The organism is Vibrio sp. bablab_jr001, from assembly GCF_016464285.1.
Lineage (GTDB): Bacteria > Pseudomonadota > Gammaproteobacteria > Enterobacterales > Vibrionaceae > Vibrio > Vibrio fluvialis.
Genome location: NZ_JACDWZ010000102.1, coordinates 146,215 through 167,658 on the forward strand (window position 1 = coordinate 146,215; position 21,444 = coordinate 167,658).

The following is a 21,444-nucleotide window of genomic DNA, read 5'->3' on the forward strand; positions in this document are numbered from 1 at the left end:
TTTACTCCTTTTCTCTCTTTGGCGAACATCCTAAGCTTGTTTCCCTGCCACCTCAACGGATAGACTTGAGAAGTTCGAACTGGAGTACGAAGTTGTGAGTTTTGCTACACGTTTACAAGAATTGATCGGCGAAGAGAGCATCAGTGGTTTTGCTCGCCGGGTAGAAATGTCTGAAGGTCTGATCCGCAAATATCTCAAAGGCAGCGAACCCAGCCTGTCTAAAGCTAACCAGATAGCGATGCGTGCTAACTGCTCACTGGAGTGGCTGGCGACCGGTTGTGGTTATCTCTACCGTCAGGCCGAAGTGGTGGACATGGACGCTTACGCGCTGGCGCACAGGTATGTGACAGGTAACGTTTTATCGAGCAGTGATCAGGAGCAGCAGCGTCTGATCATCTCCGGATACCAGTATCTGCGGGCACATAAAAAAGCCGATGGCTATCTGGATGAAACCGCCATGGCGGCATTTTTGCAGCGTCATCCTAAGGAGCTGACGCCGTCCGCGTAAAAGTCAGGGCAATATCTGAACCGTCAGTGAAGAGCTTGGCCTGCGCGTTCTGGTGCTGCCAAATCAGAGTTTTGGGAAACGCCCGCGCATGTTGGTTGAGAAACACAACCAACGCTTTATCCGTTGCCTGCCAGCTTTGCGTCTGCATCTGCTGCGTCACATCAAAGGTTACCTGAGCCAGCTGTGCATGTTGAAGTTGAAAGCCATCTTTGCGCAATCCAAGCTGCAGCTGACTCCAGCTATGCATACTGTAATCGGTATGCAACACCATCTCACTTTGATGATCGTGGTGAAACGCAACCTCAGCCCATACGGTTGTGGCGTAATAGGCAAAAGGTTCGCTGCACCACTTTTTCACCGACGGTATTTCGCTGCACTCTATCCAATCGCTGCGCTCAGCAAACGATGCCTTACCCGCATTCTGCCCCAGCAGATAAGGCTGCAGAAAATCCGGATGCGCCGCCGTTGACGTCAGGCTCCAACATGCCATTACCGCCACGCTCATCCAGCGCCATGTGTTCATGGGTCTCTCCTCTTTTCTGCCAGTGTGCCGTTATCGATTCATCAGTACAACCGCCTCGCCTCTACGCCTTTTAATGGCAAAACGTGAGTCACTTCAAGCTCTTGGGGCGTAGGCTCAGGAAGGATGTATCCTGACACCACAAGGGGTAATGTGGAGCGTGAATAATTCCAACAATATCCCGACTACTGGCATCGTATCTCTTTTCGTTGAATCGGGTATGGGTAGAGAGGGAAACGAAGCAAGGACCTGAAAGAGTATGAAACTCAGCACCCTGACACTGGCACTGCTCGCCGTGGCTCCTGCCGCCATGGCCTCGCCCAACCTGACGATATCAACCACCACTAACAGCCGTGATTTTCCACTCAGCAGCGAAGAACCGTTGGTAGTCCCGTTAACCAAAGATGACTACACACTGCGCATCACGGGTGTCGACGGACAATGTCAGGCTCCGGCAGAGCAGAGCGTAAAATTCAACACGCCGATAGGCCTCAATTGTGGCAGCGCAACCGAGCTGCCTCTTAAAATTCGTTTTACCGGTGAATACGCGTTCAGTTACGACGCCAAGGCTCACACGCTGACGTTTGTGCGCCAGGCCACGGCTTCAGCCAAGAAAGAGTTCAAGCGCCCGATCCCGAATGTGTCATGCGAAGTGTATCAGGGTGGCGATGTCACGCTGACACTTGGCAATACCTTTGCCGATGGCACCCAGCTCAAAGATGCCTTTACCCAACAAGTTGTTACCGTGCAACAAGGCAAAGTCACGCTCACTCCAGCCAAATCCAGTGGTGGTCTGGTTCTGTTGGAACCGGTAGACACCAAGGCGCAACCTTTTACCTATCGCAACGCCAACATCTACTTTGTGATGGTTGACCGCTTTAAGAACGGCGATCCGAGCAACGATCACAGCTATGGCCGTAAAAGCGATGGCAAAGATGAAGTCGGCACCTTTCATGGCGGCGATTTAAAAGGTGTGATCGCCAAACTCGATTACATCAAGAGCCTCGGCACCGACGCTATCTGGCTGTCACCGATTGTCGAACAGGTGCGCGGTTTTGTCGGCGGTGGCGACAGCGGATCATTTCCGTTCTACGCCTATCACGGCTACTGGACTCGCGATTTCACCAAAATCGACGAGAATTTTGGTGTCGATGACGACCTGAAAACTCTGGTTGCCGAAGCACACAAACGCGGCATGAAAGTGCTGTTGGATGCGGTGATTAACCACGCAGGCTATGCCACGCTGGCCGATTTACAATTCGACGGTATTGATGTGGTCAATCCGGCCAACTTACCGAAAGCCTGGGCCGACTGGGCACCTAAAGCTGGCGAGAACTGGCACAGTTTCCATCAAAACATCGATTACAAAAGCCCGAACTGGAAAGAATGGTGGGGCGGCGCTTGGGTACGTGCCGACTTACCGGGCTATCCACAACCCGGTTCCAGCGACATCACCATGACGCTGGCTGGCCTCCCCGATTTTCGCACTGAATCGACCGACTATGTCACGCCACCCAAATGGCTGCTGAATAATCCCGGTACTCGTGTGGTCGCCAAAGACAACTACACGGTATCCGATTATCTGATCGAGTGGCAAAGCGACTGGGTCAAACGATTCGGGGTAGACGGTTACCGGGTTGATACCGTTAAGCATGTTGAGGGCGATGTATGGAAGCGCCTCAAACAGAAAGCGAGCGAGAGCCTCAATGAGTGGCGTGCGGCCAATGGTCAGCAAGGCGAACCGTTCTGGATGATGGGCGAAGTCTGGGGCCATCGCGCCTATCGCAGCCCCTATTTCGACGACGGTTTTGACGCGCTGATCAACTTCGATATTCAAAAACGCATGGACACCGGAGCAGCATGCCTGAGCCAGATGGCGATGGTGTATCGTGATTACGCGCAAACGCTGGCGAAATACCCAGATTTCAATCCCGTCAGCTATATGTCTTCACACGATACGGAGCTGTTCTTTGGCCGATTTAAATCGTTCGACATGCAGCGTAATGCGGCTAACGCTCTGTTGCTGACTCCGGGTGCGGTACAAGTTTACTACGGTGATGAAGTCGGCCGGGAAGCCGGGCCATACGCCGATGATTTCCATCAGGGTACCCGCTCAGATATGGTGTGGGATCTCAATGCCGATCGCGAGGCTCTGCTCAAACATTGGCAGACCGTAGGGCAATTCCGTCAGCGCCATCCGGCCATCGGTGCGGGTGAACATCATGTCATTGAACAAAAGAATGCTTACGTGTTCTCGCGTACGCTGGACGACGATAAAGTCGTGGTGGCGTTTGTCGGCCGTTAACTCAGCCATGCAAAGAAGAAATAAAGCGCACTCTGGGAGTGCGCTTTTTCTTAAGGGAAATAACAAGGGATCAGCAATCAGTCCAGACGCAGCGTCAGACCTGAGTAGGCGCTGTAGCCTTTCAGCATGACATGGTAAGTCGTGCCAGGAACCGCAGAGATAGAACATTGCTCACTGTTACCTGAACGATATGGACGGCAATCCCAAGAACTGGTGGTTGGTTTGCTGCCTGCTTTCACGTACAGGTCTGCATCGCCCGTTCCTGAACCGATAGAAACGGTCGCTGTCGACGCGCTGCTTACGGTAAAGGTATAGAAAGTTTCAGAGCCCGCAGAACCAGAAAGCCCGGTCACAGGTTGGCCTTTCACCAGCTCATTGCCAGAATCAACAGAACAAGATGAGTTCACACCCACAGTGGTAAAGGCTGCACTCACGTCGTTCACGTTGTAGCCCAGATCTTGCGCCGCTTTCACGACGCCACAAGCACCTTCATCAAACGTGCTGTTTGGTGTCCAGTACAACTGGTTTGCCACCGCAAATACTTCAAAGCCTTTGCGAACGTTCCAGCCCTGTTTGTTAGACAACAGGTAGAACGCACGGTTGAACACACCGCTTGAGTGGTGCACGTCAATACCGCTGTAGTACTGAGAAGCGTGGTCGATAGAACTGCCATCTTTAGACGGAGTATCGAAGTAGCGCAGACCACCGGACGACTTAAAGATGTCGCTGCCGACCACCCAGTCTACCGAGCCGCGCATGTAGTATTCCGCCGCTTCACCCGCGATGTCAGAGTAAGCTTCGTTGATACCGCCAGACATACCTTCATACACCAGACCAGAGTTTTGCTCGGTAAAACCGTGGCTGACTTCGTGCGCACTCACGTTGATATCCACCAGCGGATAAAAGGTTGAATAGCCGTCACCAAACGTCATGGCAGAACCATCCCAGAAGGCGTTCTCGTAGTTATTACCGTAGTGCACACGCATGGTTAACTGAAACGTCAGCGGAGATGTGTTCAGCCAGTCGTTATACATATCGAATACCACTTTACCGAAGTAATGGGCATCGTTGAGCGGAGAATACGCACCGTTCACCGCTTTATAATCGTTGTAGTTGCTGCTGTTGTTACAGTCGTAGCTGTACGCCGTCGTGCCTGAGGTTTTGTTTTTCAGGTCAACGGTTTTGACCGCAGAACTCAACATGGTACAGGTTGAACCGGTTTTGCTGATGGCAAAGCCCGGGTAATTAGTACCGTATTGATACATGCCGGTTTTCTGGTTACCACCAGGGCCGGTACCCGTTGCATCAGCGTGTGCAAGACCATCCCACTGTTTCAACACTTCGCCGCTGTTGGCGTCGATGAAGTAGAAAGGACGTGCAGGCGTGTCCGACGCCACAAAGAAGTTCACCAGATAAACCAGTTGCGCTTGTTGATTGTCGTCCAAACGCACCATCAACACCGCAGATTGGTTTTCCATCGGCAGTTCCTGACCAGCAAAAGAGGCGTTGGCCGCACTAAAATTGTCCGCCGCTTTGGCAATGGCCTGTTTCTCATCGAGCGTTGGCTGCACTGTCGCCACATCCGCTTCAATGCCTTGTGCCATCATGCCCTGTACTTTGGTTACCCCTTTGCTCGACTCTGTCGCAACCACGGCAGTATTGAACACTGGAACACCGTTATACATTTGCTGATAACGTACTTTTACTTTGCCGTTTGGCAGTTTAATGGTTTTGACTGCCTTATAACGGTTTGCCTGAGTGACGACGCTGCTTTTCTGCTCAGTCAGCGCTTGCTGAAACTGACCGCTGTCTTCAACCGCAACCCATTGCGCGGCAGAAACCGGGAAAGCCATCACTGAACCTACTGCGAGTAAGCCTTTAACTTGACGTTGTAGTTTTTTCATTTCTCAGTCCTAGAGAGTGTGAAAATAGTTAGATTGCCTTTTAACTGGCATCTGTTGACCTGCGACGAACGTCGCCCATTGAAAGTGGAACAAGAAAATCCAGCTCGCCACTCGGTCAAAAAAATAATTTTCACCCCATGTTCATTAAAGCTTACAGTGACTTAGCGGAATGAGGGCTCATTGATAAAAAAGACAGGAAAATCCTAGTTATCAATCAAAAGTTTATATTTAACTGATAAATATATGCACACAAAAGCATACACATATTTGTCAATAGATTTGGTCGCGACAGGCACAAAAAAAGGCAGCTTTCGCTGCCCTTCCCGATAAAAATATCGATAAAAAATCAGAACTTATAGCCGCCTGCAATCATGAAGACCCAAGGGTTGATTTTCACATCGGTTGAGTATGATGTGCCACCCGCTTTGTATTTCGCGGTGGTTTCGATGTTTGCATACCAGGCAGATGCGTTCAGGAACCAGTTGTCGTTGATTTTGTAATCCACGCCCAGGTTAGCCGCCAGACCCCAAGAGTCGTCCAGTTTCAGATCGCTCAGACCAGCGTTCTCACCCGTGCTGTTGAACTTCTCATCGAAGAACATGGTGTAGTTGATACCCGCACCTACATATGGACGAAAATCAGATTGTGGCTCTGCAAAGTAATATTGCAGCATGAACGTTGGCGGTAGATGTTTAGTCTCACCGATTTTGCCAAGACCGCTCAGGTCAGTCGAAATATCGTGAGAGAAAGGTGATGCCGCCAGCACTTCAAAGCTGATGTTGTTGGTGATCATGTAGCCAAGAGTCAAGCCTAACTGAGTATTGCTGTTTACTTTCAGCTCTTCATCGCTACCAAGAATTTTGTCACTGCTGTCATTTGGGACTACCGCAGCCAGACCTGCACGAACAATAAAGTCACCTTCTTGGTGAGCCAGAACGTTCGCTGAAGCCAGCGCTGAAAGTACAGCAAGTCCGCAAAGTGTTTTTTTCATTATGTGATTTCCTTTTTCTAGGGCTAGAGTTTGTAGTTCTTGTTGCTGCGCACAGTAGCACATAAAGACCACACATTTTTGATGGAAATCAATTTGTAAAATTTATTGCGGCAAATAGTAGAAAAATGCAAACCCCATCACTTTTTATTGCAATTATCAAACATTTATCTAATGCAACTTTTGCGTGCGTCACAAGATGCCATTCGATTCTCACTTGACTTAGATCAATTCAGGTGAAGTTTGCGAATCGAAACTTTGGACGAGATCTACACTTATGATGATGGGTTAAACGGTGAAAACAGGAGGGCGTTATGAGCTTAATTCCGCGTGACTCTTGGTCAGATTTCTATCGTTTGTTCGACAATGCCTTTCCGGCACTTCGGCCTCGTTTCGATACTGACACTTTCTCTCCACGTGTAGATGTGATTGAGAAAGAGACGGCATTTGAAATCATCGCCGATCTACCGGGAGTGGCAAAAGATGACATAGCCGTCACCTGCCGCAATGGTACGCTGACGATTGAAGCTTCAACCACGAAAAACGAAGAAACCAAAGAACAGGACAAAGTCATTCATAAAGAACGCTATCACGGCAAAATGGTGCGCAGCTTCTCTTTAGGCGACAACGTGGATCTGAAAGAGATCTACGCCGAATTTGAAGAAGGCGTTCTGGTGGTGGTCGTTCCCAAACTGGAAGGCAAACCTGAAGAGAGCCAACGTATCAACATCAATTAACGGGCTCTTAATCGGCGCGGCGCTGGCAACAACGCCGCGTTTTTATTGTGGATAATTTGCTGATCATTTGACCTTTTGCTAACACCAACCCGCCAGATCCCGACCACAATGATCCCGTCAATACAAATCAGACTGGAGTAAGTATGAAGAAGATCATTCTGCTGCTTGCCGCCATGTTGTTTAGCAGCGTTGCTCTGTCTGGCATGCGCCTTGGTGCGCCGCAAACGAACCTGAGCACCGCCAGTTACCAGACACAAAAGCAAGCCGCCGAAGCGGGCGAAGCCATGATGGCCAATCTGCAAGCAATGCCCTCGCAAGAGCTGTTAAAAGTGCTGCCGATTTACGACGAAAATGTAGACAGCAAAAGCGTGCGAATCAGCCAGATTCGGCGCAGCGTCAAACCGGTCGCCGAGCCCAGTGGCCAGATTGAGTTTCAAAGTATTCTGACCGTTAACTACCGTTATCAGTATTACCCTCACGACGATTAGTCGCTCCTGCCTGATGAGTTCCCCCGCTCATCAGGATTTTTTATCCTAGCCATCAACGCCAGCACAATGCCTTAGTCGTAGCGGCTTGCTGAGTAGCCGCCTGATACTTTCCGATCTTCACTCACTTCGTACAAGCGCAGAGCCTTTTCTTGCTCAATCAATGCGTTCATTTTTATGCTCACACGGACAGCAAATATGTTTTGGGACAGAAGTGCGTGAGTCACTTGGCAAATTTAGCAAAAGGCAATGAGCTGACCCCGTTAGTGCCAACTTATTTATTGAGAGGATATTTTTGAGGAAGGTAAAGTTTGCCTTATATGCCGATATTCAGCATATAAGGCAGCAATATTATTATTTTGTTGGCGGTGTGCCTTCAGCATTTGAAACAACCGCATCAATTTGAATCAATGCGCCTGATAGGATCTTTTCAACACCAATCACGGTTCTTGCTGGAAGTTTGCCATTGAAAAACGTCGTGTATACCTCATCAACCAGATGCAGGTCAGCGATATTGGTCAGTTGAATATTGACCTTCACCAAATCATCCATTTCATGACCAATGCTTTCAACGATGGACTTAATATGTGTGAGACACTGCTTCGCTTGCTCGCCAGTATTCCCGTCTACCAGTTTTCCTGTCTGTACATCCACAGGAAGCTGAGCTGAGATATGGTTGTAGTGAGAGAAAGCCACGGTTTGCGTTGAAAGCCCACTCACTGGTGCCAATTCGGTATTGTTCGCGCGAATCACAAGCCCGTGTCTGTCTTCCACTTCTTGTGGTGGAGTGCCGTCGCCATGAGAAATAACCGCATCAATTTGAACCAATGCATTCATTGGCAGGCCTGCCGCTTGGGTCACGGTACGCGCTGGAACATAAGCGACGCTGCGAGCGATGGACGAGTCAGGGAAGAACGTCATGTATACTTCATTCACTTGCTCAATGTCGGCAAGATCTCTCACCTGAATGCCCACTTTGACAATATCATCAAACGGTACATCAATACTTTCTAAAACTGTCTTTAGGTTACGCAAACACTGAGCCGTTTGCGCCTTGATTCCACCTTCAACCAACGCGCCTGTATTCGGATCAATTGGCAGTTGCGCAGAAAGGTTGTTGTAGTGCGAGAAAGCCACTGAATGAGTCGATGTCGCGCTCTGAGTCACGCGATTACTGTTTCTCGCCAGCTTAATCAACGCGCAGGGTTCTTGAGGCTGGGTACCTTCACCGTTAGAGATTAAAGCGTCAACCTGAATCAGTGCATCACGGTCAGGGAGTTCAGCCACTGCAGACACTGTTTTCGTTGGGAAGCATTGAGTAAAGAACGTCGCCATCACTTCGTTGACTGCGCCTGCATCGTCAATATTCTTAAGGAATACATTTACTTTAACCACATCATCCATCACGTGCTCAATGCTCTCTACGATAGATTTAATGTTTTCAAAACATTGCTTCGCTTGCGCTTTGATGTCCCCTACCACCAACTCACCACTTTGAGGATCAATCGGCAGTTGCGCCGAGATATTGTTGTAATGAGAGAAAGCAACGCTCTGTGTAGAGAGTGCATTGATTGGCGCTCGGTCTGTATTTCGAGATAGCTTGATGATCTTACCGCTCATGATGATAGGTATCCTTATAATAGGTTTGTAGGGGATTTTGATAGTGATTATTTAGGGCTTATCTTTCTAAGAGCGCTGATGGTAATTCAAGGCTATTTACATGAGTGTGATGAAATTCAAAATTCAATTTCACTGGCAAGCTTACACGCCTTGGATAATTAGTCATGGCAAGACTAATTATCCAAACAATCCAGAATAAACCTCACTATATTTATTCAATAAGCGTATTCATTCCCTGAAAATGAATATATAGCATTTAAAATATGCCGTTTATTTTAGTTTAGATATTCAAATGTGATGGCAGCTTCACAACATACTAAAGAAACGACCCGCGCCAGACCAAATCGAGTGCTTTGATACCCGCATTTAATGAATAGATTTTTGTTTGAAATATCGTAGATACAAAAAATCCAACTCTGAGTCAGATTTTTAAACAACCCATCTACATTTGCCTGAACAGCTTAACATCGTTATCCAAGATTTCATTGTTAGTGCAAGGTTGCTGGGGAGCAGTCGTCGCTGGCATATCAACTACTGTTTAAAAAAAGTCTAAATGCTTAATTCGCATGTGACATCCTTCTACATATTTCATCAATGATTTAAATCGATGAATGGAATACCAGATAAATCGCCAATAATATAAATAGGATAGCATTGATCTTATTTAGCCAATGTCGATGTGTTCCCACGAAGAGGTTTTTGGCTTTATAAGCTAGTAGCGCATAAGTTGAATGGGCGCAGATAAATGCCAGACTGAAAATCCCCACTAAAACAGAAAATTGCATAACATAGCTTTCATCTGGTTTTATAAAGTGAGGAAAAATAGAAAAGAAAAACAGGATAGCATTAGGGTTGGTAAATTGTAACAGTATACCTTCTCCGAACACTTGGCGTTTTTTGAACACTAAGTTCGAAGAGATAGTCTGAGCCTTTCGACTGCTAAACCACAACTTAAATCCCAGATAGAACAAGTACGCGGAGCCACAGTAAGAAACCGCTTGGAAAGCCATCGGTGATGACACCAACAGCAACCCTAAGCTAGTGGCAGAGAATACTGCAACAGCACAAACTCCCAACGTTAAACCGGAAATACCGACGACTGAACCTTGAAAACCAAAGTTAATCGCGTTCGTGATCGATTTTAAGGTGCCCGGACCAGGCATATATACAACGGCTAATGCAATAGCAGCAAAACTGAAATAGGTATCCAAGATGAAACCCGTTATGGTGAAGAAAGAAACACTATTGTCAGCCGTTCTAGAGTGGGGGGAAAATACTATTTAACTAATAGTTTGATACATTTTTCTTATCAGTGACATGTTCTTTCAGCCAATTGACACCGTATTCGACCAAAGGCTGACCACGCTCTGGATCCCACACTAGTGCTGCAGTCACAATTGAAATCGGCTCTTCCAGCGGGACGAGTTTTACGTTATTGGGAATCATGTTGACCATGCTCATGGGTACCAAAGCAACACCCTGACCACAACTCACATAGGCAATCTGAGCCGTAACAGAACGAACTTCGTAGAGTATGCGTGGATTGAACCCATGGTTTCTACAGGCCGAAGTTAATAGATCGAAATACGTTGGATTGACCCGCCGAGAAGACATAACAAATGCTTCCTCTTTCAGATCTCTCAATGAGATACACATATCTTCACCCATTGGATGGTTCAGCGGTAACGCAACACCGAGCTTATCTTCTGTTAAAGGTAACGTGCTCAATCCCAAACCGACCTCACCTTCCACCCGCACAAACGCCAGATCCAATTCACCAGATGATAATGATGTGATTGCTTCAGCACTGTCAATTTCATCAACAAAAACAGTGACATTCGGGTAGCGTTGTTTGAAATGTTCTAGAAAGGCGGGCACCACTTCAAACATAGCAGACGTGATCGCACCAATGTGGATGACACCAGATTGTCCGTGCGCCACCTCTCGAACGATCTTTTCCAGCGATGACATTTGAACAACAAACTTTTGCACATGAGGAAGAATCGCTTTGCCCGATGCGCTCAGTTTGGTACCGCGTCGAGAGCGTTCAAACAACGTGAGCTTCAACGACTGCTCAAGTATTTTGATTTGCTCCGTTAAAGGAGGCTGAGACATTCCCAATCGCTTTGCCGCGCGACCAAAGTTTTCTTCTTCAGCCACCGCCAGAAAAAGATAAAGTTGTTTTATCAACCGGTAATCGATTTTACTCATCAATAGTCCCTAACCACACCATAATGAAGTACGTTAAAATGCCTCACACTCTGCTGCTAATTCTATTTTCGTATCACAGAGATACTAATATTAGAATTTAACTATCAATCAAAAGTTGTACATTGGCAACATCAACAACAGATGCGAGTATTGTATGGAGTTATTTTCAAGCCAACGTTTACCTTTTTTAATCGAAGGTATACACCTTAGCGTTTCGGCGATAACCAGATCGGGCACAAAAGCTCCGATTGTCTTTCTCCATGGATTTGGTTCCACCAAAGAAGATTACGCCGACATCGTTCACTATGCAGAGTTCAACGGTCATCCTTTTCTGGCCTACGATGCCCCGGGATGCGGCGAAACACAATGCAGCGACCCCACATCCGTTACGATCCCGTTTCTGCTGAAAACCGCCATTGCGATATTGGATCAAGTAGGATTCAAGCAATTTCATCTTGTGGGACATTCCATGGGAGGTTTAACCGCATTGATGTTGGCACATCAGTACCCAGAGCGTGTACTCAGCTTCACCGATATTGAAGGGAATATAGCACCGGAAGATTGTTTTCTGAGCCGCCAAATTATCAATTATCCTGCTGACAACGCTGTAGATTTTTTTGATGCATTTATTGATCGAACAAGACATGCGCCAGACTATGCCAGTGCCTTATACTCAGCAAGCCTACGTCATAAAGTACGAGCAGATGCCGTTAAACCTATCTTCTCATCTATGGTTGAACTGTCTGATGATGGTGAATTGATGGATAAGTTTCTTAACTTACCTTGCCCTAAGATGTTCATGTATGGTGAGCAGAATCAACATCTTTCCTACTTATCTGATATTGAGAGCCAAGGTGTAAAACTGGCAGAAATACCATACTGCGGACATTTTCCTATGTACTCAAACCCTGTGAGTATGTGGAACTCTATTGCTCAAAACATCAAACGTTCATCTTAAAACATTCTTTTGGGGTCACACTCATAATTCGTTAAACATAGCCATAAATGCAGACGGATTTAAATAGCCAAGCTCAAGGGCTTTAACTTTACCGTTATCGCCCACCCCAACCTATTTTTAAGGGCTTAAGTGCCAGGGCAGTTCAGACGACTCACGGCTAGTAATCATGAAGAAGTTTCGGAAACTCGATGGCGTAGTATATTGCTGGGTATTTACGCTAAGCAGAAAGGAACAAAAATGAGTTTGACGACGTGCCCTATTAGATTACAACCAGCAAAGAAACACACTTAGCGATTAATCAATGAGACAGGTGTTACATCTTTAGGGGTTCGTAACATCACCTTTCTCTTCGTCATTCATATCCTCATCCATTTGAGCAGAATAACGCGTCATGGTTGCCATTTGCTTAACAAGCATTGTGCCTAATTGTGAGGTCAGCACCTTGAACGCTGCTGGGGAGCAATCCCCGCCGCGCGCCAGTGTGTATGCCGTATCGATCTGCTCGGTTTGCTGCGGATAGTACAACTTGGCAACCCGGGCACACATAGCTAAATCGGTGTACCAACTGCCGTGACGTTCGGCGATGAGGTAATAGGCTGTACGCAGGATCTTTTTGGCCAAGACTTGGTTTTGAACCTTAACTTCCCTACCCGCCACATGCTCAGAGCTAAATGAGAGAAATGCCGCAAGATCATGGTTCAGCTCCAGCGCGATGTGGCGGCTGGGCTTGAGTGCCTCAAAGGTTTTTGCAACATCATCGCCGCTAATACAGCAACAGCAGTGCTTTAACCAGAACTGCCAACGATATTTCTCTCTGGGATGCAGCACTTCTTCCAGACAGCCCGGGTCGAGATCGAGTTTGGAGATCTGAGAAAAGCGACGCGGAAACTCGCATGAAATTTCGCGCAGTCTTTCACGTTGAGATGCTTGCATTTGATGGTTGAAAATCAGTGAAATATCCAGGTCTGAACGCTCGATCTCCGCCACTCCGCGAGCGCCGCTGCCATACAGATAAACGCTGTGTATCTCGCCCGGAAAAGCGTTGTTTAAGTTATCAAGCAAAGCATCAACAACGGGCAAAAATTCGCGCTGAATCTTGTCTGGTGAGCAGGTATTATGAATCAAGCCTTGCTCGTCGAGGCCTGTATCGGCAGCGGCGCCGTCGCTTTGGTGAAAGCCACTCTGCGTTTTTGCTTGCATGCTTATTCCTTCATCACTGACACTACCTGCATGGCAAAGTCGTATCCATATCTCTTTATTTTTTGCCTATTCGTATAAACCGGGCGAATCACTTCAATGTGCGTATTTATCCAACGCAGACGTTGCGCTACTATTGCTCAGAACAAAAGCAAATTAACGAATACGGCCACCGCCGCGAGCCCTTCACATTTTTCTTATTGTGCCTTTGCTCGGGCGATTTCTGACACCGCGTTATTGAACACTGCCGTTTCGTTGTCTCGTCTGGACAGTCACTCATGCAATTATTTCAACACCTTAAGTGGTTTTTCCGCCAGCACCGCTTTACCTATGCGTTGGCGCTCTCGATGCTTTTTGCCGTCGCGATGCTCAATATGGCAGTGCCGTGGTTTATTGGTCACGCTATCGATAAGTTACTGGAAACCCGCGATTTTTCTCAAGCAGAATTTTACCTGTTTGCTCTGCTTGGAGTCAGTGTTCTGGTCTACCTGCTGCGTTACGGCTGGCGCCGAGTGCTGTTCGGCACCTCTTATCAGCTTGGCAACATTCTGCGCGAGCAGTTCTATCATCGTCTGCTGAGACAAGGCCAAGCGTTCTACAACCAGCACTCCACCGGTGATTTAATGGCGCGTGCCACCAACGATATCGACGCGGTGGAAATGGCGGCCGGTGAAGGCATTTTGTCGGGTTTTGATGGCCTGATGACCTTCATCCTCGTGCTGGTGATGATGTTTGTTTTTATCGACTGGCAACTGGCTGTGCTGGCCATTCTGCCCTTCCCGTTTATGGGCTATGGCTTCTATAAACTGTCGAATCGCATTCATCACCAGTTTAAAGACACGTTAGATTCCTTCTCGACCCTGAATGAGCAGGCACAACAGTCGGTCGCTGGCATTCGCATGATCAAGTCCATGGGCCGTGAAGCGATTGAAGCAGACAAATTTGAGCGTATTGCTGAACAATCGGCGCAAAGTACTTACAAAGTTCAGCGTTCTGAAGCGTTATTCGATCCGATTATTCAGCTCAGCTTGGGTGCGGCACTGCTCATCGCCCTGCTTATGGGTGGCTGGCAGATCAGCAGCGGTAACCTCACCGTGGGTCAGCTCACCAGTTTTACCCTGTATCTGTCCGAGCTTATCTGGCCCATGTATGCCTTTGGTTGGCTGATGAACATTTTGCAGCGCGGCAACGCCGCGATCGGCCGTTTGGAAGAGCTGCTCAACCTGCCAGATTCCATTAACGATCAAGGCACCACTGAGCCAGCAGGCTATGCGCTGGCGATTGAGCACGTCAGCTTCCATTACCCGGAGACCGGGCAACCTTCACTGAGCAATATTTCCCTGCAACTGGGCGAAAACCGCGTGCTTGGTATTGCAGGAGCCACAGGAGCTGGTAAGTCGACCCTGCTGCACCTTTTGATGCGCTACTGGGAAGCAGAGCAAGGTTCGATTGAGGTCAGTGGTATTCCGATTCAATCCATTCCCCTGCCCGCTCTGCGCAACCTGTACGCGTATGTGCCGCAGGATGCGTTTTTGTTCAGCATGAGCATCATGGAAAACATTCGTATCGGCCGCAGTGAAGCCAGCGATGAAGAAGTGCATCAGGCAGCAAAACTGGCAGCGATTCACGACGATATTTTGCAGTTTCCGGAAGGCTACCAAACTCTGGTGGGTGAGCGCGGTGTGACGCTTTCTGGTGGTCAGCGTCAACGTATTTCTATCGCTCGTGCGCTTATTAGCCAAGCACCCATTCTGGTATTGGATGATGCGCTGTCGGCGGTCGATATCAAAACGGAAAAAGTGATCATTGAGCACCTGCAGCAGCGACGTGAGCAGACGCTGATTGTAGTCAGCCACCGTCTGTCCGCCATTGAACGCGCGGATGAAATTGTCGTGCTGGCGCATGGCGAAATGATTGAAAAAGGCACGCACCGCGAACTGATTCGCCAAGACGGCTGGTATGCGCGCATGGCGGCGTACCAACAAATGGAGCAGGCACTGGAGAACAATTTGCAATGAAAACTCAACCACAGAAAGCCAAAAGCTCCGGGTCATTGCAACTGCTGATGAGCTATGTGTTTGCCGAAAAGGCCCTGTTTGTCAAAACGCTGCTGCTGGTGATTCTGGCCACTGGATTTGATGTACTCGGCCCGATGTTGAGCAAAGTGTTTATCGACGAATTTGTGATGCAGGATCACTACCCACTGTGGCCAGTGGCGGGCGTGATCGGTCTGTTTGTGTTCTCGGTATTGGCGGGAACTTACCTCAAATACAAACAGACGCTGCGTTTTCTCGATATCGCACTCAATGCCGTGCTGGATATTCGTAAGCGCCTGTTCAAACATGTACTGACGTTGCCCGTCGCTTTCTTCGATTACGCGCGCACTGGTCAGTTGGTCAGCCGAATCACCAACGATACCGAATCGATTAAAGATATTTATGTGCAGTTCTTGTCGAATATCCTCGCCAACTTGATTCTGCTGATCGGCATTCTGACCGCGATGGCGATTCTGGACATTCAACTGATGTTGGTGGCCCTGATGCTCATCCCGGCGGTCGTGACGCTGATTTATCTCTATCAAAAGTTCAGTGTCAAAGCCGTCACCGAAAGCCGTCAGTTGCGTTCGGACATCAACTCGACGATGAATGAATCGATTTCCGGCATGACGGTGATTCAGGCCACCAATCAGCAGCACGCGAAATATGAGCAGTTTCAGGCCATCAACCGCGATTACTACGCCACAAGGCTGAAATCGGTCACGGTCGGATCTTTGCTGCTGCGTCCGGCCATCAACCTGCTGAGTATTCTGGTGTTAGGCGGCGTGGTGTGGTTCTTTGGCCTCAAAGTGGTCGAGGGCGTGGCAGAAGTCGGCGTACTGTATGCCTATTTGAATTATCTGGGCCGTTTCACCGAACCGCTGGTTGAGATTACTCAGCGATTCAGCCTTTACCAGCAAGCCATTGTGGCAGGCGATCGCGTGCATGAACTGCTGCAAGAGCCTTCCGCCCATGAAGGTTCCGCTCGTTGGAGTGAAATCTCACGTGGCGATCTTGCCATTGAACAACTGACGTTCAGCTATCAGAAAGATAAACCGGTTCTGCACGATATTAATGTCCAGGTAGACGCGGGGCGTTTCTACGCCATTGTTGGTCATACCGGCAGCGGCAAATCGACGCTGCTGAATCTGTTGCTCAATTTTTATCAGCCACAATCCGGTAGCATTCGGATTGATGGCCACAAACTGAGTGATTACGACCAGCACACCTTGCGCCAGGGGATTGGTTTTATTCCTCAGGAGCCGTTTGTATTGGCGACCACCGTGTTCGATAACATTGATATGGGGCGTAATCTGAGCCAGGAGGCGGTGGAACGCGCAGCCAAGCAGGCACATCTGCATGAAGTGATCATCGCGATGAACGACGGTTATCAGACTGAACTTGGTGAAGGCGGTTTGCGCCTCTCGACGGGTCAGCGCCAGCAGTTGATCATTGCCCGCGCGTTAGCTGGCTCACCAAAAATTCTGTTGCTGGATGAAGCAACAGCCAACATCGACAGCGAAACAGAGCAGGTTGTGCAGCGCGCACTGAATGAATTGCAAGGCAAAGTCACCTTGATTGTGGTGGCACACCGCCTTTCCACCATTCATCATGCCGACAATATTCTGGTGCTGGATAAAGGCCACTTGATTGAACAAGGCAACCACCAGCAATTGATGACGATCGAACATGGTCGTTACCGCGCCATGTACCTGTTGCAGCAGCAGGAGCAAATGGTGGCGCAGGCAGAACAGACCGTTTGCTTATCGTCGTAACGTCCTCTGCAGCAATAAAAGCCGGTGATAAAAAAGGCCGCCGAGTCTACGCTCAGCGGCCTTTTTCTATTTCAGACTCAGCCACCCTAAGCCCGAAGATGTTGGGTCGCCAACCGGCAACCTCGCCATTATTTGTAGTAAGCTTCTACTGTGCCTTTCAGCGTCATCAGCAGCGGTTGACCACGGCGGTCCAGTGCTTTAGGCGCGGCGACTTTTACCCAGCCTTCGCTGATGCAGTATTCTTCAACGTCGGTACGCTCTTTGCCGTTCAAGCGAATGCCGATTTGGTGTTCAAAGCATTCAGCCACAAAATGCGGGCTACGAGGGTTACCTGCCAGGTGATCCGGCAGTGCTGGTTTTGCAGTCGTGTCGTTCATATTATTGACCCAGTGTCATTAAAAAGTGCGCCATTTTAGACAATGCGCCGCGCGGGCTCAAGAAAACAATCTGGGGTTGTTCATCTCGGCTATGTTTCCCCGATGTAAATTATCCCTGATGATTATTGTGTGAAAGGCATTAACTGCGCATACTCAGTACTTTATTCCAATCGGATTCAGTGGGTAAGAATGGCTCATAGCGTGTTGAAAAGAGTGGCCATGTTCCTCGCGGCGTTTGCTCTTACTTTGGGTGTTCTCGAAGTGACTACCTATTACTTACAGCAGGATGAACAGATTCGGTTCGCCAAAGAAGTGCTGGACGAAGCTGAGCAAGCGACTGAGCAGATATCTGATGCCCTTCACGTTGCCAATACCATCTTCCAACCCAGTTGCGATCACGCCACCATGACGGTGATTCGCCAACTCGTTCACGAAAACTCCGAAATCTACGACATCGGTTTGATGGAGGGAGAATCCGTCCTGTGCTCCGCGAACTGGGGCGTTTTTGACCCCGTGAATGTCGCCGATAAATTCCAGACAGCATTTAAAGGCTATCGTTTTTACACCCAAGTGGGTCATCTTTTCCCTGTGGATGACAAGTACGATTTGACCCGTCTGAACCAATTCGTGACACTGACCGTACCCGATCAATACCAGCACTTGATGCAACGTATGCCGAGATTCCGTTTCAGTGTGGAATCAGCCACGGATGAGCATGTTTTTACCCAATACACACCTGGCAACGATTATGGCAACCCGTTTCCGCCATTGAGCATCAAAACGAAAACCTGCAGCGACCGGTTCAACTACTGCGTTCATACGCACAACGCCAAAGCCGGACTGGCGAACTACTCGGCGCATGTCCTGTTGGCTTTGCTCGCAATCGCACTGCTGTTCAGCTTTCTGCTCGCCTACTCTTTCTGGACGTTTATCAGTCGACACAATTCCATCGAACATCGTTTTCGCGAGGCGTTATCGCAGAAGAAACTCTATATGGAATATCAACCCGTTGTCTCGGTGAAAGACAAACGTATCGCCGGAGTCGAAAGTCTGGTGCGCTGGGAAGACAACCAGTATGGCCGAGTGTCACCGGAACTCTTTATCGGAATTGCCGAAAAGCTCTCCCTTTATCCGCAACTGGCCTATTTCGTTGCCGAGCGCTCTATCAGCGAAATGGCGCCGATTCTTCAAGAGAATCCGGGCTTTTCTCTTGGGATCAACATCGCCGCGTTCGAACTGCAGGATCCTCAGTTTTTGCCGTTCCTAAGTAAGCTCACGCTTGAGCTGAGTATTCAACCCTCACAAATCAAAATAGAGATCACCGAACGAATTGACCTTCCTCTCAACGAATTAGCCGATTTTTCCAGAAGAGCGAAATCGATGGGCTTTATGGTCGTGTTAGATGATTTCGGTACGGGCGTCGCTAACTTAGTCTGGCTGACCGAAATGGATTTTGATTTCATCAAAGTCGATCGTGTGTTCGTCAATGCGCTTAATTACGACATGAAACGCAATATTGTCAGGCCAGTGATGGATCTCATCACCGGACTCAACAAACAAGTGGTTTTTGAAGGGGTTGAGACGGAACATGAGTTTAAGATCATTGAAGAAAACTGCCCGTGGGGTTACATCCAAGGCTGGTATTTTTACAAGTCGATGCCCAAAAGCGAACTGGATGCGGTTCTCGCTCGCGATAACGCATAGACACACGCAGTGTTACTCGGCGCGCTTAAACACAACGTAGTGAGAAAATAGAAAACCGAGTACAAGGCTGGTTGCGGAGAAAGCGACCAGCGTCATCAACGGGTAGAAGTTTGCCATATCGCTAATTTTCCCCATTAGTAACGCTAAAGCGCCGAGAAAAGCGGTATAGAGCAGATATTTTTTCGATGTCACAGACGATTTAAACGTGAATCTCGCATTCACAAAGAATGAAAATGTCACCGCAATCAAGAAGGCCGAAAAGTTCGCCACACTCTGTGAAACGCCCAACGAGTAGATCAGCGCAAATGAGAGCCAATGCACCACCGTGTTGACTAATCCAACACTGACATACTTAGTAAATCGTTTCTTAATAAGCTCTGACAAGGTTGTTCTGCTTCCCTGAATAAAGGCTACTTTCGTTTATAAAAGTCGTCGCGCAGTAAGTCAAACAATCACACTGCGAGATTTCCGCTGAATTAATACTGGCAGCCAAACTGGCACGCCTAAAAAGGGTTACAACTTTCGTTGTATATTTTTTTGTTTGTGACATCTATCCAGAATAATCCCTCACTTCTTCGTGGAGAATGCGTCAATATTCATCAAACCTCATGATATGCTCCCTGTCTCATAGGAAGTGTTTATAAATAACATAAGGCAATAGATTGATGAAAATTTCCACGCTCGCTACATTTGTTCTCGTCTCAACACTCATGGGCTGTGCAACAGCGCCTCGTACAGCGCAAGAGAAAACCGTCGAAGTTGACGGGAAAGTCCTCAAGTTTGCAGGCAGTTACCTAGAAGATAAAAACAAGCTGATCCTCACCGTCAATGGTGACCCTATCATGCAAGGACAGTTTCCTCCTTACACGCCAACCCAAAACTTCAGCTCTACCTACCAAGGATTAGCCCTGCGCAGCCACTGTTATTTCGGGTCTGTCTTAGGCGATCAAGGCGGTGCATTCGGCGTGGTTGCAGGCATCATTCAGTCGACTAAAAACAGCAGTGCAGACAAATGCGAGCTCTTCGTTAACGATAAACTTGTCGACCAACTTTATTTCTAATCACTATTCTGCTTCGGATAGATCAGCGCTAATGCAGTGAAACAACGTAGGGAAATAACATTCCCGACGCTGCCGCAGGAATAGATAATGGCCATCGAATATAACCTTTAAATTCGATGGCCATCTTGTTTATTTCCCTTGATTAACGACTCACACCACTGTTTGATGCGCTGATTCGGTTGAGTCATTAGCCTTCCTACAAAGCCACGGCACCTAAATTCTGCATTTGTCTCAGTACCCAGTTCACACGTTGCTGGACGTAGTGTGTCATCGGATAAGGCTGAATGCGGTACGGATTCGGAAGAACAACGGCCAATTGCGCAGCTTGGTAACGCGTTAAGCGGTTTGCCGATACGCCAAAGTAGTGCTCGCTCGCAGCCTGAATGCCATAAATACCCGGACCAAATTCCACCACATTGAGATACATTTCCATGATGCGCTCTTTACCCCAAATCAGCTCAAGCAACAGCGAGATATAGAGCTCATAGGCTTTGCGGATATAGGTGTGACTTGGAAACAGAAACACATTCTTCGCAGTTTGCTGAGTAATGGTGCTCGCACCGCGATCTGGCCCATTTTCGCCACGATTTTTTATTACCGATGCCAAAGCGTTCACGTCAACACCCCAATGCTCGGGAAAGCGTTGGTCTTCGGAGGCCATAACGGCCAGTGGTAACGAGGGAGAGGCGGATGCCAAAGGAATCCATTGATGCTGAGACTGTTGAGGGTATCCTTGCGGCGGAAACAGCGTACGCGACACTTGCCATCCCCAGAATGGCGGATTGACGTATTTCAGCACCAAAACCAAAACAACTGGCAATCCCAGCGCTAAAACGATAGCCGTCATCAACAGACGTTTAATCCGATGTCGGACTCCTCGCATAAACACTCTCACACCTCTGCTTTTGGTTTCGTTGATGACTCAAAAGAGACAAGTAAACGAGATTTGGAACTGAAAGTTGTCCGTTGTATGTAAAAGTGATGACAAATTTATTAGTTCAATGAGAGAGCATCACCAAACAAGAGGCAGCCGAATACATGGATAGTTGAGAACCGCC

Annotated in this window: 19 protein-coding genes; 9 read left to right on the forward strand and 10 right to left on the reverse strand. The window is 48.2% G+C overall.

Features of this window, described 5'->3' with window-relative positions:
- The first annotated feature begins 94 nt into the window (after nucleotides 1-94).
- Nucleotides 95-508, forward strand: a complete 414-nt coding sequence (locus JIG40_RS18785) for a hypothetical protein (RefSeq protein WP_020328178.1) — start codon at nucleotides 95-97, stop codon at nucleotides 506-508.
- Here the strand turns inward: JIG40_RS18785 and JIG40_RS18790 are convergent.
- Nucleotides 483-1,031, reverse strand: a complete 549-nt coding sequence (locus JIG40_RS18790; RefSeq protein ID WP_199465841.1) for a hypothetical protein — start codon at nucleotides 1,029-1,031, stop codon at nucleotides 483-485. The genes JIG40_RS18785 and JIG40_RS18790 overlap by 26 nt on opposite strands.
- A 256-nt stretch (nucleotides 1,032-1,287) precedes the next feature.
- On the opposite strand from JIG40_RS18790, the gene JIG40_RS18795 reads away from it, so the two are divergent.
- Nucleotides 1,288-3,333 (forward strand): alpha-amylase, encoded by a 2,046-nt coding sequence (locus tag JIG40_RS18795; RefSeq protein ID WP_199465842.1) that lies wholly within the window; start codon nucleotides 1,288-1,290, stop codon nucleotides 3,331-3,333.
- 77 nt (nucleotides 3,334-3,410) lie between these two features.
- On the opposite strand, the gene JIG40_RS18800 is transcribed toward JIG40_RS18795, so the two are convergent.
- Complete coding sequence (locus JIG40_RS18800) at nucleotides 3,411-5,237, reverse strand: M4 family metallopeptidase (protein WP_199465843.1); 1,827 nt, start codon at nucleotides 5,235-5,237, stop codon at nucleotides 3,411-3,413.
- Between the two features lie 346 nt (nucleotides 5,238-5,583).
- Entirely contained in the window at nucleotides 5,584-6,228 is a 645-nt protein-coding gene (gene ompW, locus JIG40_RS18805) for an outer membrane protein OmpW (protein ID WP_024374932.1), read from the reverse strand.
- A 311-nt stretch (nucleotides 6,229-6,539) separates the two neighbouring features.
- Between ompW and JIG40_RS18810 the strand changes: the two genes are divergently transcribed.
- Nucleotides 6,540-6,962 carry an Hsp20/alpha crystallin family protein gene (locus tag JIG40_RS18810; protein WP_020431605.1) on the forward strand — a complete coding sequence of 141 codons (423 nt, stop codon included), beginning with the start codon at nucleotides 6,540-6,542 and terminating at the stop codon, nucleotides 6,960-6,962.
- A 143-nt stretch (nucleotides 6,963-7,105) separates the two neighbouring features.
- Nucleotides 7,106-7,450, forward strand: coding sequence for a DUF3316 domain-containing protein (locus JIG40_RS18815; RefSeq protein WP_143683729.1), 345 nt, complete (start codon nucleotides 7,106-7,108; stop codon nucleotides 7,448-7,450).
- A 351-nt stretch (nucleotides 7,451-7,801) separates the two neighbouring features.
- On the opposite strand, the gene JIG40_RS18820 is transcribed toward JIG40_RS18815, so the two are convergent.
- The 3 genes from JIG40_RS18820 to JIG40_RS18830 form a co-directional block, all read right to left on the reverse strand.
- Nucleotides 7,802-9,067: a RidA family protein gene (locus JIG40_RS18820; protein WP_199465844.1), complete on the reverse strand. Its 1,266-nt coding sequence runs from the start codon at nucleotides 9,065-9,067 to the stop codon at nucleotides 7,802-7,804.
- Nucleotides 9,068-9,666: 599 nt separating this feature from the next.
- On the reverse strand, nucleotides 9,667-10,278 hold the full coding sequence (locus JIG40_RS18825; protein WP_199465845.1) for a LysE family translocator: 612 nt from the start codon (nucleotides 10,276-10,278) through the stop codon (nucleotides 9,667-9,669).
- Between the two features lie 73 nt (nucleotides 10,279-10,351).
- The gene (locus tag JIG40_RS18830; RefSeq protein WP_158143120.1) at nucleotides 10,352-11,278 is read right to left on the reverse strand and encodes a LysR substrate-binding domain-containing protein; all 927 of its coding nucleotides are present in this window, start codon (nucleotides 11,276-11,278) and stop codon (nucleotides 10,352-10,354) included.
- A 154-nt stretch (nucleotides 11,279-11,432) separates the two neighbouring features.
- Between JIG40_RS18830 and JIG40_RS18835 the strand changes: the two genes are divergently transcribed.
- Nucleotides 11,433-12,236, forward strand: coding sequence for an alpha/beta hydrolase (locus JIG40_RS18835; RefSeq protein WP_158151977.1), 804 nt, complete (start codon nucleotides 11,433-11,435; stop codon nucleotides 12,234-12,236).
- Nucleotides 12,237-12,557: 321 nt separating this feature from the next.
- Here the strand turns inward: JIG40_RS18835 and JIG40_RS18840 are convergent, their stop codons facing one another.
- Nucleotides 12,558-13,436 carry a nucleotidyltransferase domain-containing protein gene (locus JIG40_RS18840; protein ID WP_199465846.1) on the reverse strand — a complete coding sequence of 293 codons (879 nt, stop codon included), beginning with the start codon at nucleotides 13,434-13,436 and terminating at the stop codon, nucleotides 12,558-12,560.
- A gap of 275 nt (nucleotides 13,437-13,711) precedes the next feature.
- On the opposite strand from JIG40_RS18840, the gene JIG40_RS18845 reads away from it, so the two are divergent.
- Nucleotides 13,712-15,451 (forward strand): ABC transporter transmembrane domain-containing protein, encoded by a 1,740-nt coding sequence (locus tag JIG40_RS18845; protein WP_199465847.1) that lies wholly within the window; start codon nucleotides 13,712-13,714, stop codon nucleotides 15,449-15,451.
- Nucleotides 15,448-17,244: an ABC transporter transmembrane domain-containing protein gene (locus JIG40_RS18850; RefSeq protein WP_199465848.1), complete on the forward strand. Its 1,797-nt coding sequence runs from the start codon at nucleotides 15,448-15,450 to the stop codon at nucleotides 17,242-17,244. The genes JIG40_RS18845 and JIG40_RS18850 overlap by 4 nt, the downstream gene beginning before the upstream one ends.
- Before the next feature lie 128 nt (nucleotides 17,245-17,372).
- On the opposite strand, the gene JIG40_RS18855 is transcribed toward JIG40_RS18850, so the two are convergent.
- Nucleotides 17,373-17,621, reverse strand: a complete 249-nt coding sequence (locus JIG40_RS18855) for a DUF3297 family protein (RefSeq protein ID WP_020332511.1) — start codon at nucleotides 17,619-17,621, stop codon at nucleotides 17,373-17,375.
- Between the two features lie 201 nt (nucleotides 17,622-17,822).
- Here JIG40_RS18855 and JIG40_RS18860 point away from each other — a divergent pair, with 201 nt between their 5' ends.
- Entirely contained in the window at nucleotides 17,823-19,325 is a 1,503-nt protein-coding gene (locus tag JIG40_RS18860) for an EAL domain-containing protein (RefSeq protein ID WP_348541344.1), read from the forward strand.
- Between the two features lie 12 nt (nucleotides 19,326-19,337).
- Here JIG40_RS18860 and JIG40_RS18865 read toward each other — a convergent pair whose 3' ends face one another.
- The gene (locus tag JIG40_RS18865) at nucleotides 19,338-19,709 is read right to left on the reverse strand and encodes a GtrA family protein (protein WP_081381502.1); all 372 of its coding nucleotides are present in this window, start codon (nucleotides 19,707-19,709) and stop codon (nucleotides 19,338-19,340) included.
- Nucleotides 19,710-19,990: 281 nt separating this feature from the next.
- On the opposite strand from JIG40_RS18865, the gene JIG40_RS18870 reads away from it, so the two are divergent.
- Entirely contained in the window at nucleotides 19,991-20,386 is a 396-nt protein-coding gene (locus tag JIG40_RS18870) for a hypothetical protein (protein WP_020332508.1), read from the forward strand.
- A 196-nt stretch (nucleotides 20,387-20,582) separates the two neighbouring features.
- Here the strand turns inward: JIG40_RS18870 and mtgA are convergent, their stop codons facing one another.
- On the reverse strand, nucleotides 20,583-21,269 hold the full coding sequence (gene mtgA, locus JIG40_RS18875; RefSeq protein ID WP_199465849.1) for a monofunctional biosynthetic peptidoglycan transglycosylase: 687 nt from the start codon (nucleotides 21,267-21,269) through the stop codon (nucleotides 20,583-20,585).
- Nucleotides 21,270-21,444: the final 175 nt, after the last annotated feature.

Coding starts and splice junctions, on each gene's coding strand:
- JIG40_RS18790 (WP_199465841.1), bottom strand. CDS start 1,031: ATGAACACATGGCGCTGGATGAGCGTGGCGGTAATGGCATGTTGGAGC.
- JIG40_RS18795 (WP_199465842.1), top strand. CDS start 1,288: ATGAAACTCAGCACCCTGACACTGGCACTGCTCGCCGTGGCTCCTGCC.
- JIG40_RS18800 (WP_199465843.1), bottom strand. CDS start 5,237: ATGAAAAAACTACAACGTCAAGTTAAAGGCTTACTCGCAGTAGGTTCA.
- ompW (WP_024374932.1), bottom strand. CDS start 6,228: ATGAAAAAAACACTTTGCGGACTTGCTGTACTTTCAGCGCTGGCTTCA.
- JIG40_RS18810 (WP_020431605.1), top strand. CDS start 6,540: ATGAGCTTAATTCCGCGTGACTCTTGGTCAGATTTCTATCGTTTGTTC.
- JIG40_RS18815 (WP_143683729.1), top strand. CDS start 7,106: ATGAAGAAGATCATTCTGCTGCTTGCCGCCATGTTGTTTAGCAGCGTT.
- JIG40_RS18820 (WP_199465844.1), bottom strand. CDS start 9,067: ATGAGCGGTAAGATCATCAAGCTATCTCGAAATACAGACCGAGCGCCA.
- JIG40_RS18830 (WP_158143120.1), bottom strand. CDS start 11,278: ATGAGTAAAATCGATTACCGGTTGATAAAACAACTTTATCTTTTTCTG.
- JIG40_RS18835 (WP_158151977.1), top strand. CDS start 11,433: ATGGAGTTATTTTCAAGCCAACGTTTACCTTTTTTAATCGAAGGTATA.
- JIG40_RS18840 (WP_199465846.1), bottom strand. CDS start 13,436: ATGCAAGCAAAAACGCAGAGTGGCTTTCACCAAAGCGACGGCGCCGCT.
- JIG40_RS18845 (WP_199465847.1), top strand. CDS start 13,712: ATGCAATTATTTCAACACCTTAAGTGGTTTTTCCGCCAGCACCGCTTT.
- JIG40_RS18850 (WP_199465848.1), top strand. CDS start 15,448: ATGAAAACTCAACCACAGAAAGCCAAAAGCTCCGGGTCATTGCAACTG.
- JIG40_RS18855 (WP_020332511.1), bottom strand. CDS start 17,621: ATGAACGACACGACTGCAAAACCAGCACTGCCGGATCACCTGGCAGGT.
- JIG40_RS18870 (WP_020332508.1), top strand. CDS start 19,991: ATGAAAATTTCCACGCTCGCTACATTTGTTCTCGTCTCAACACTCATG.
- mtgA (WP_199465849.1), bottom strand. CDS start 21,269: ATGCGAGGAGTCCGACATCGGATTAAACGTCTGTTGATGACGGCTATC.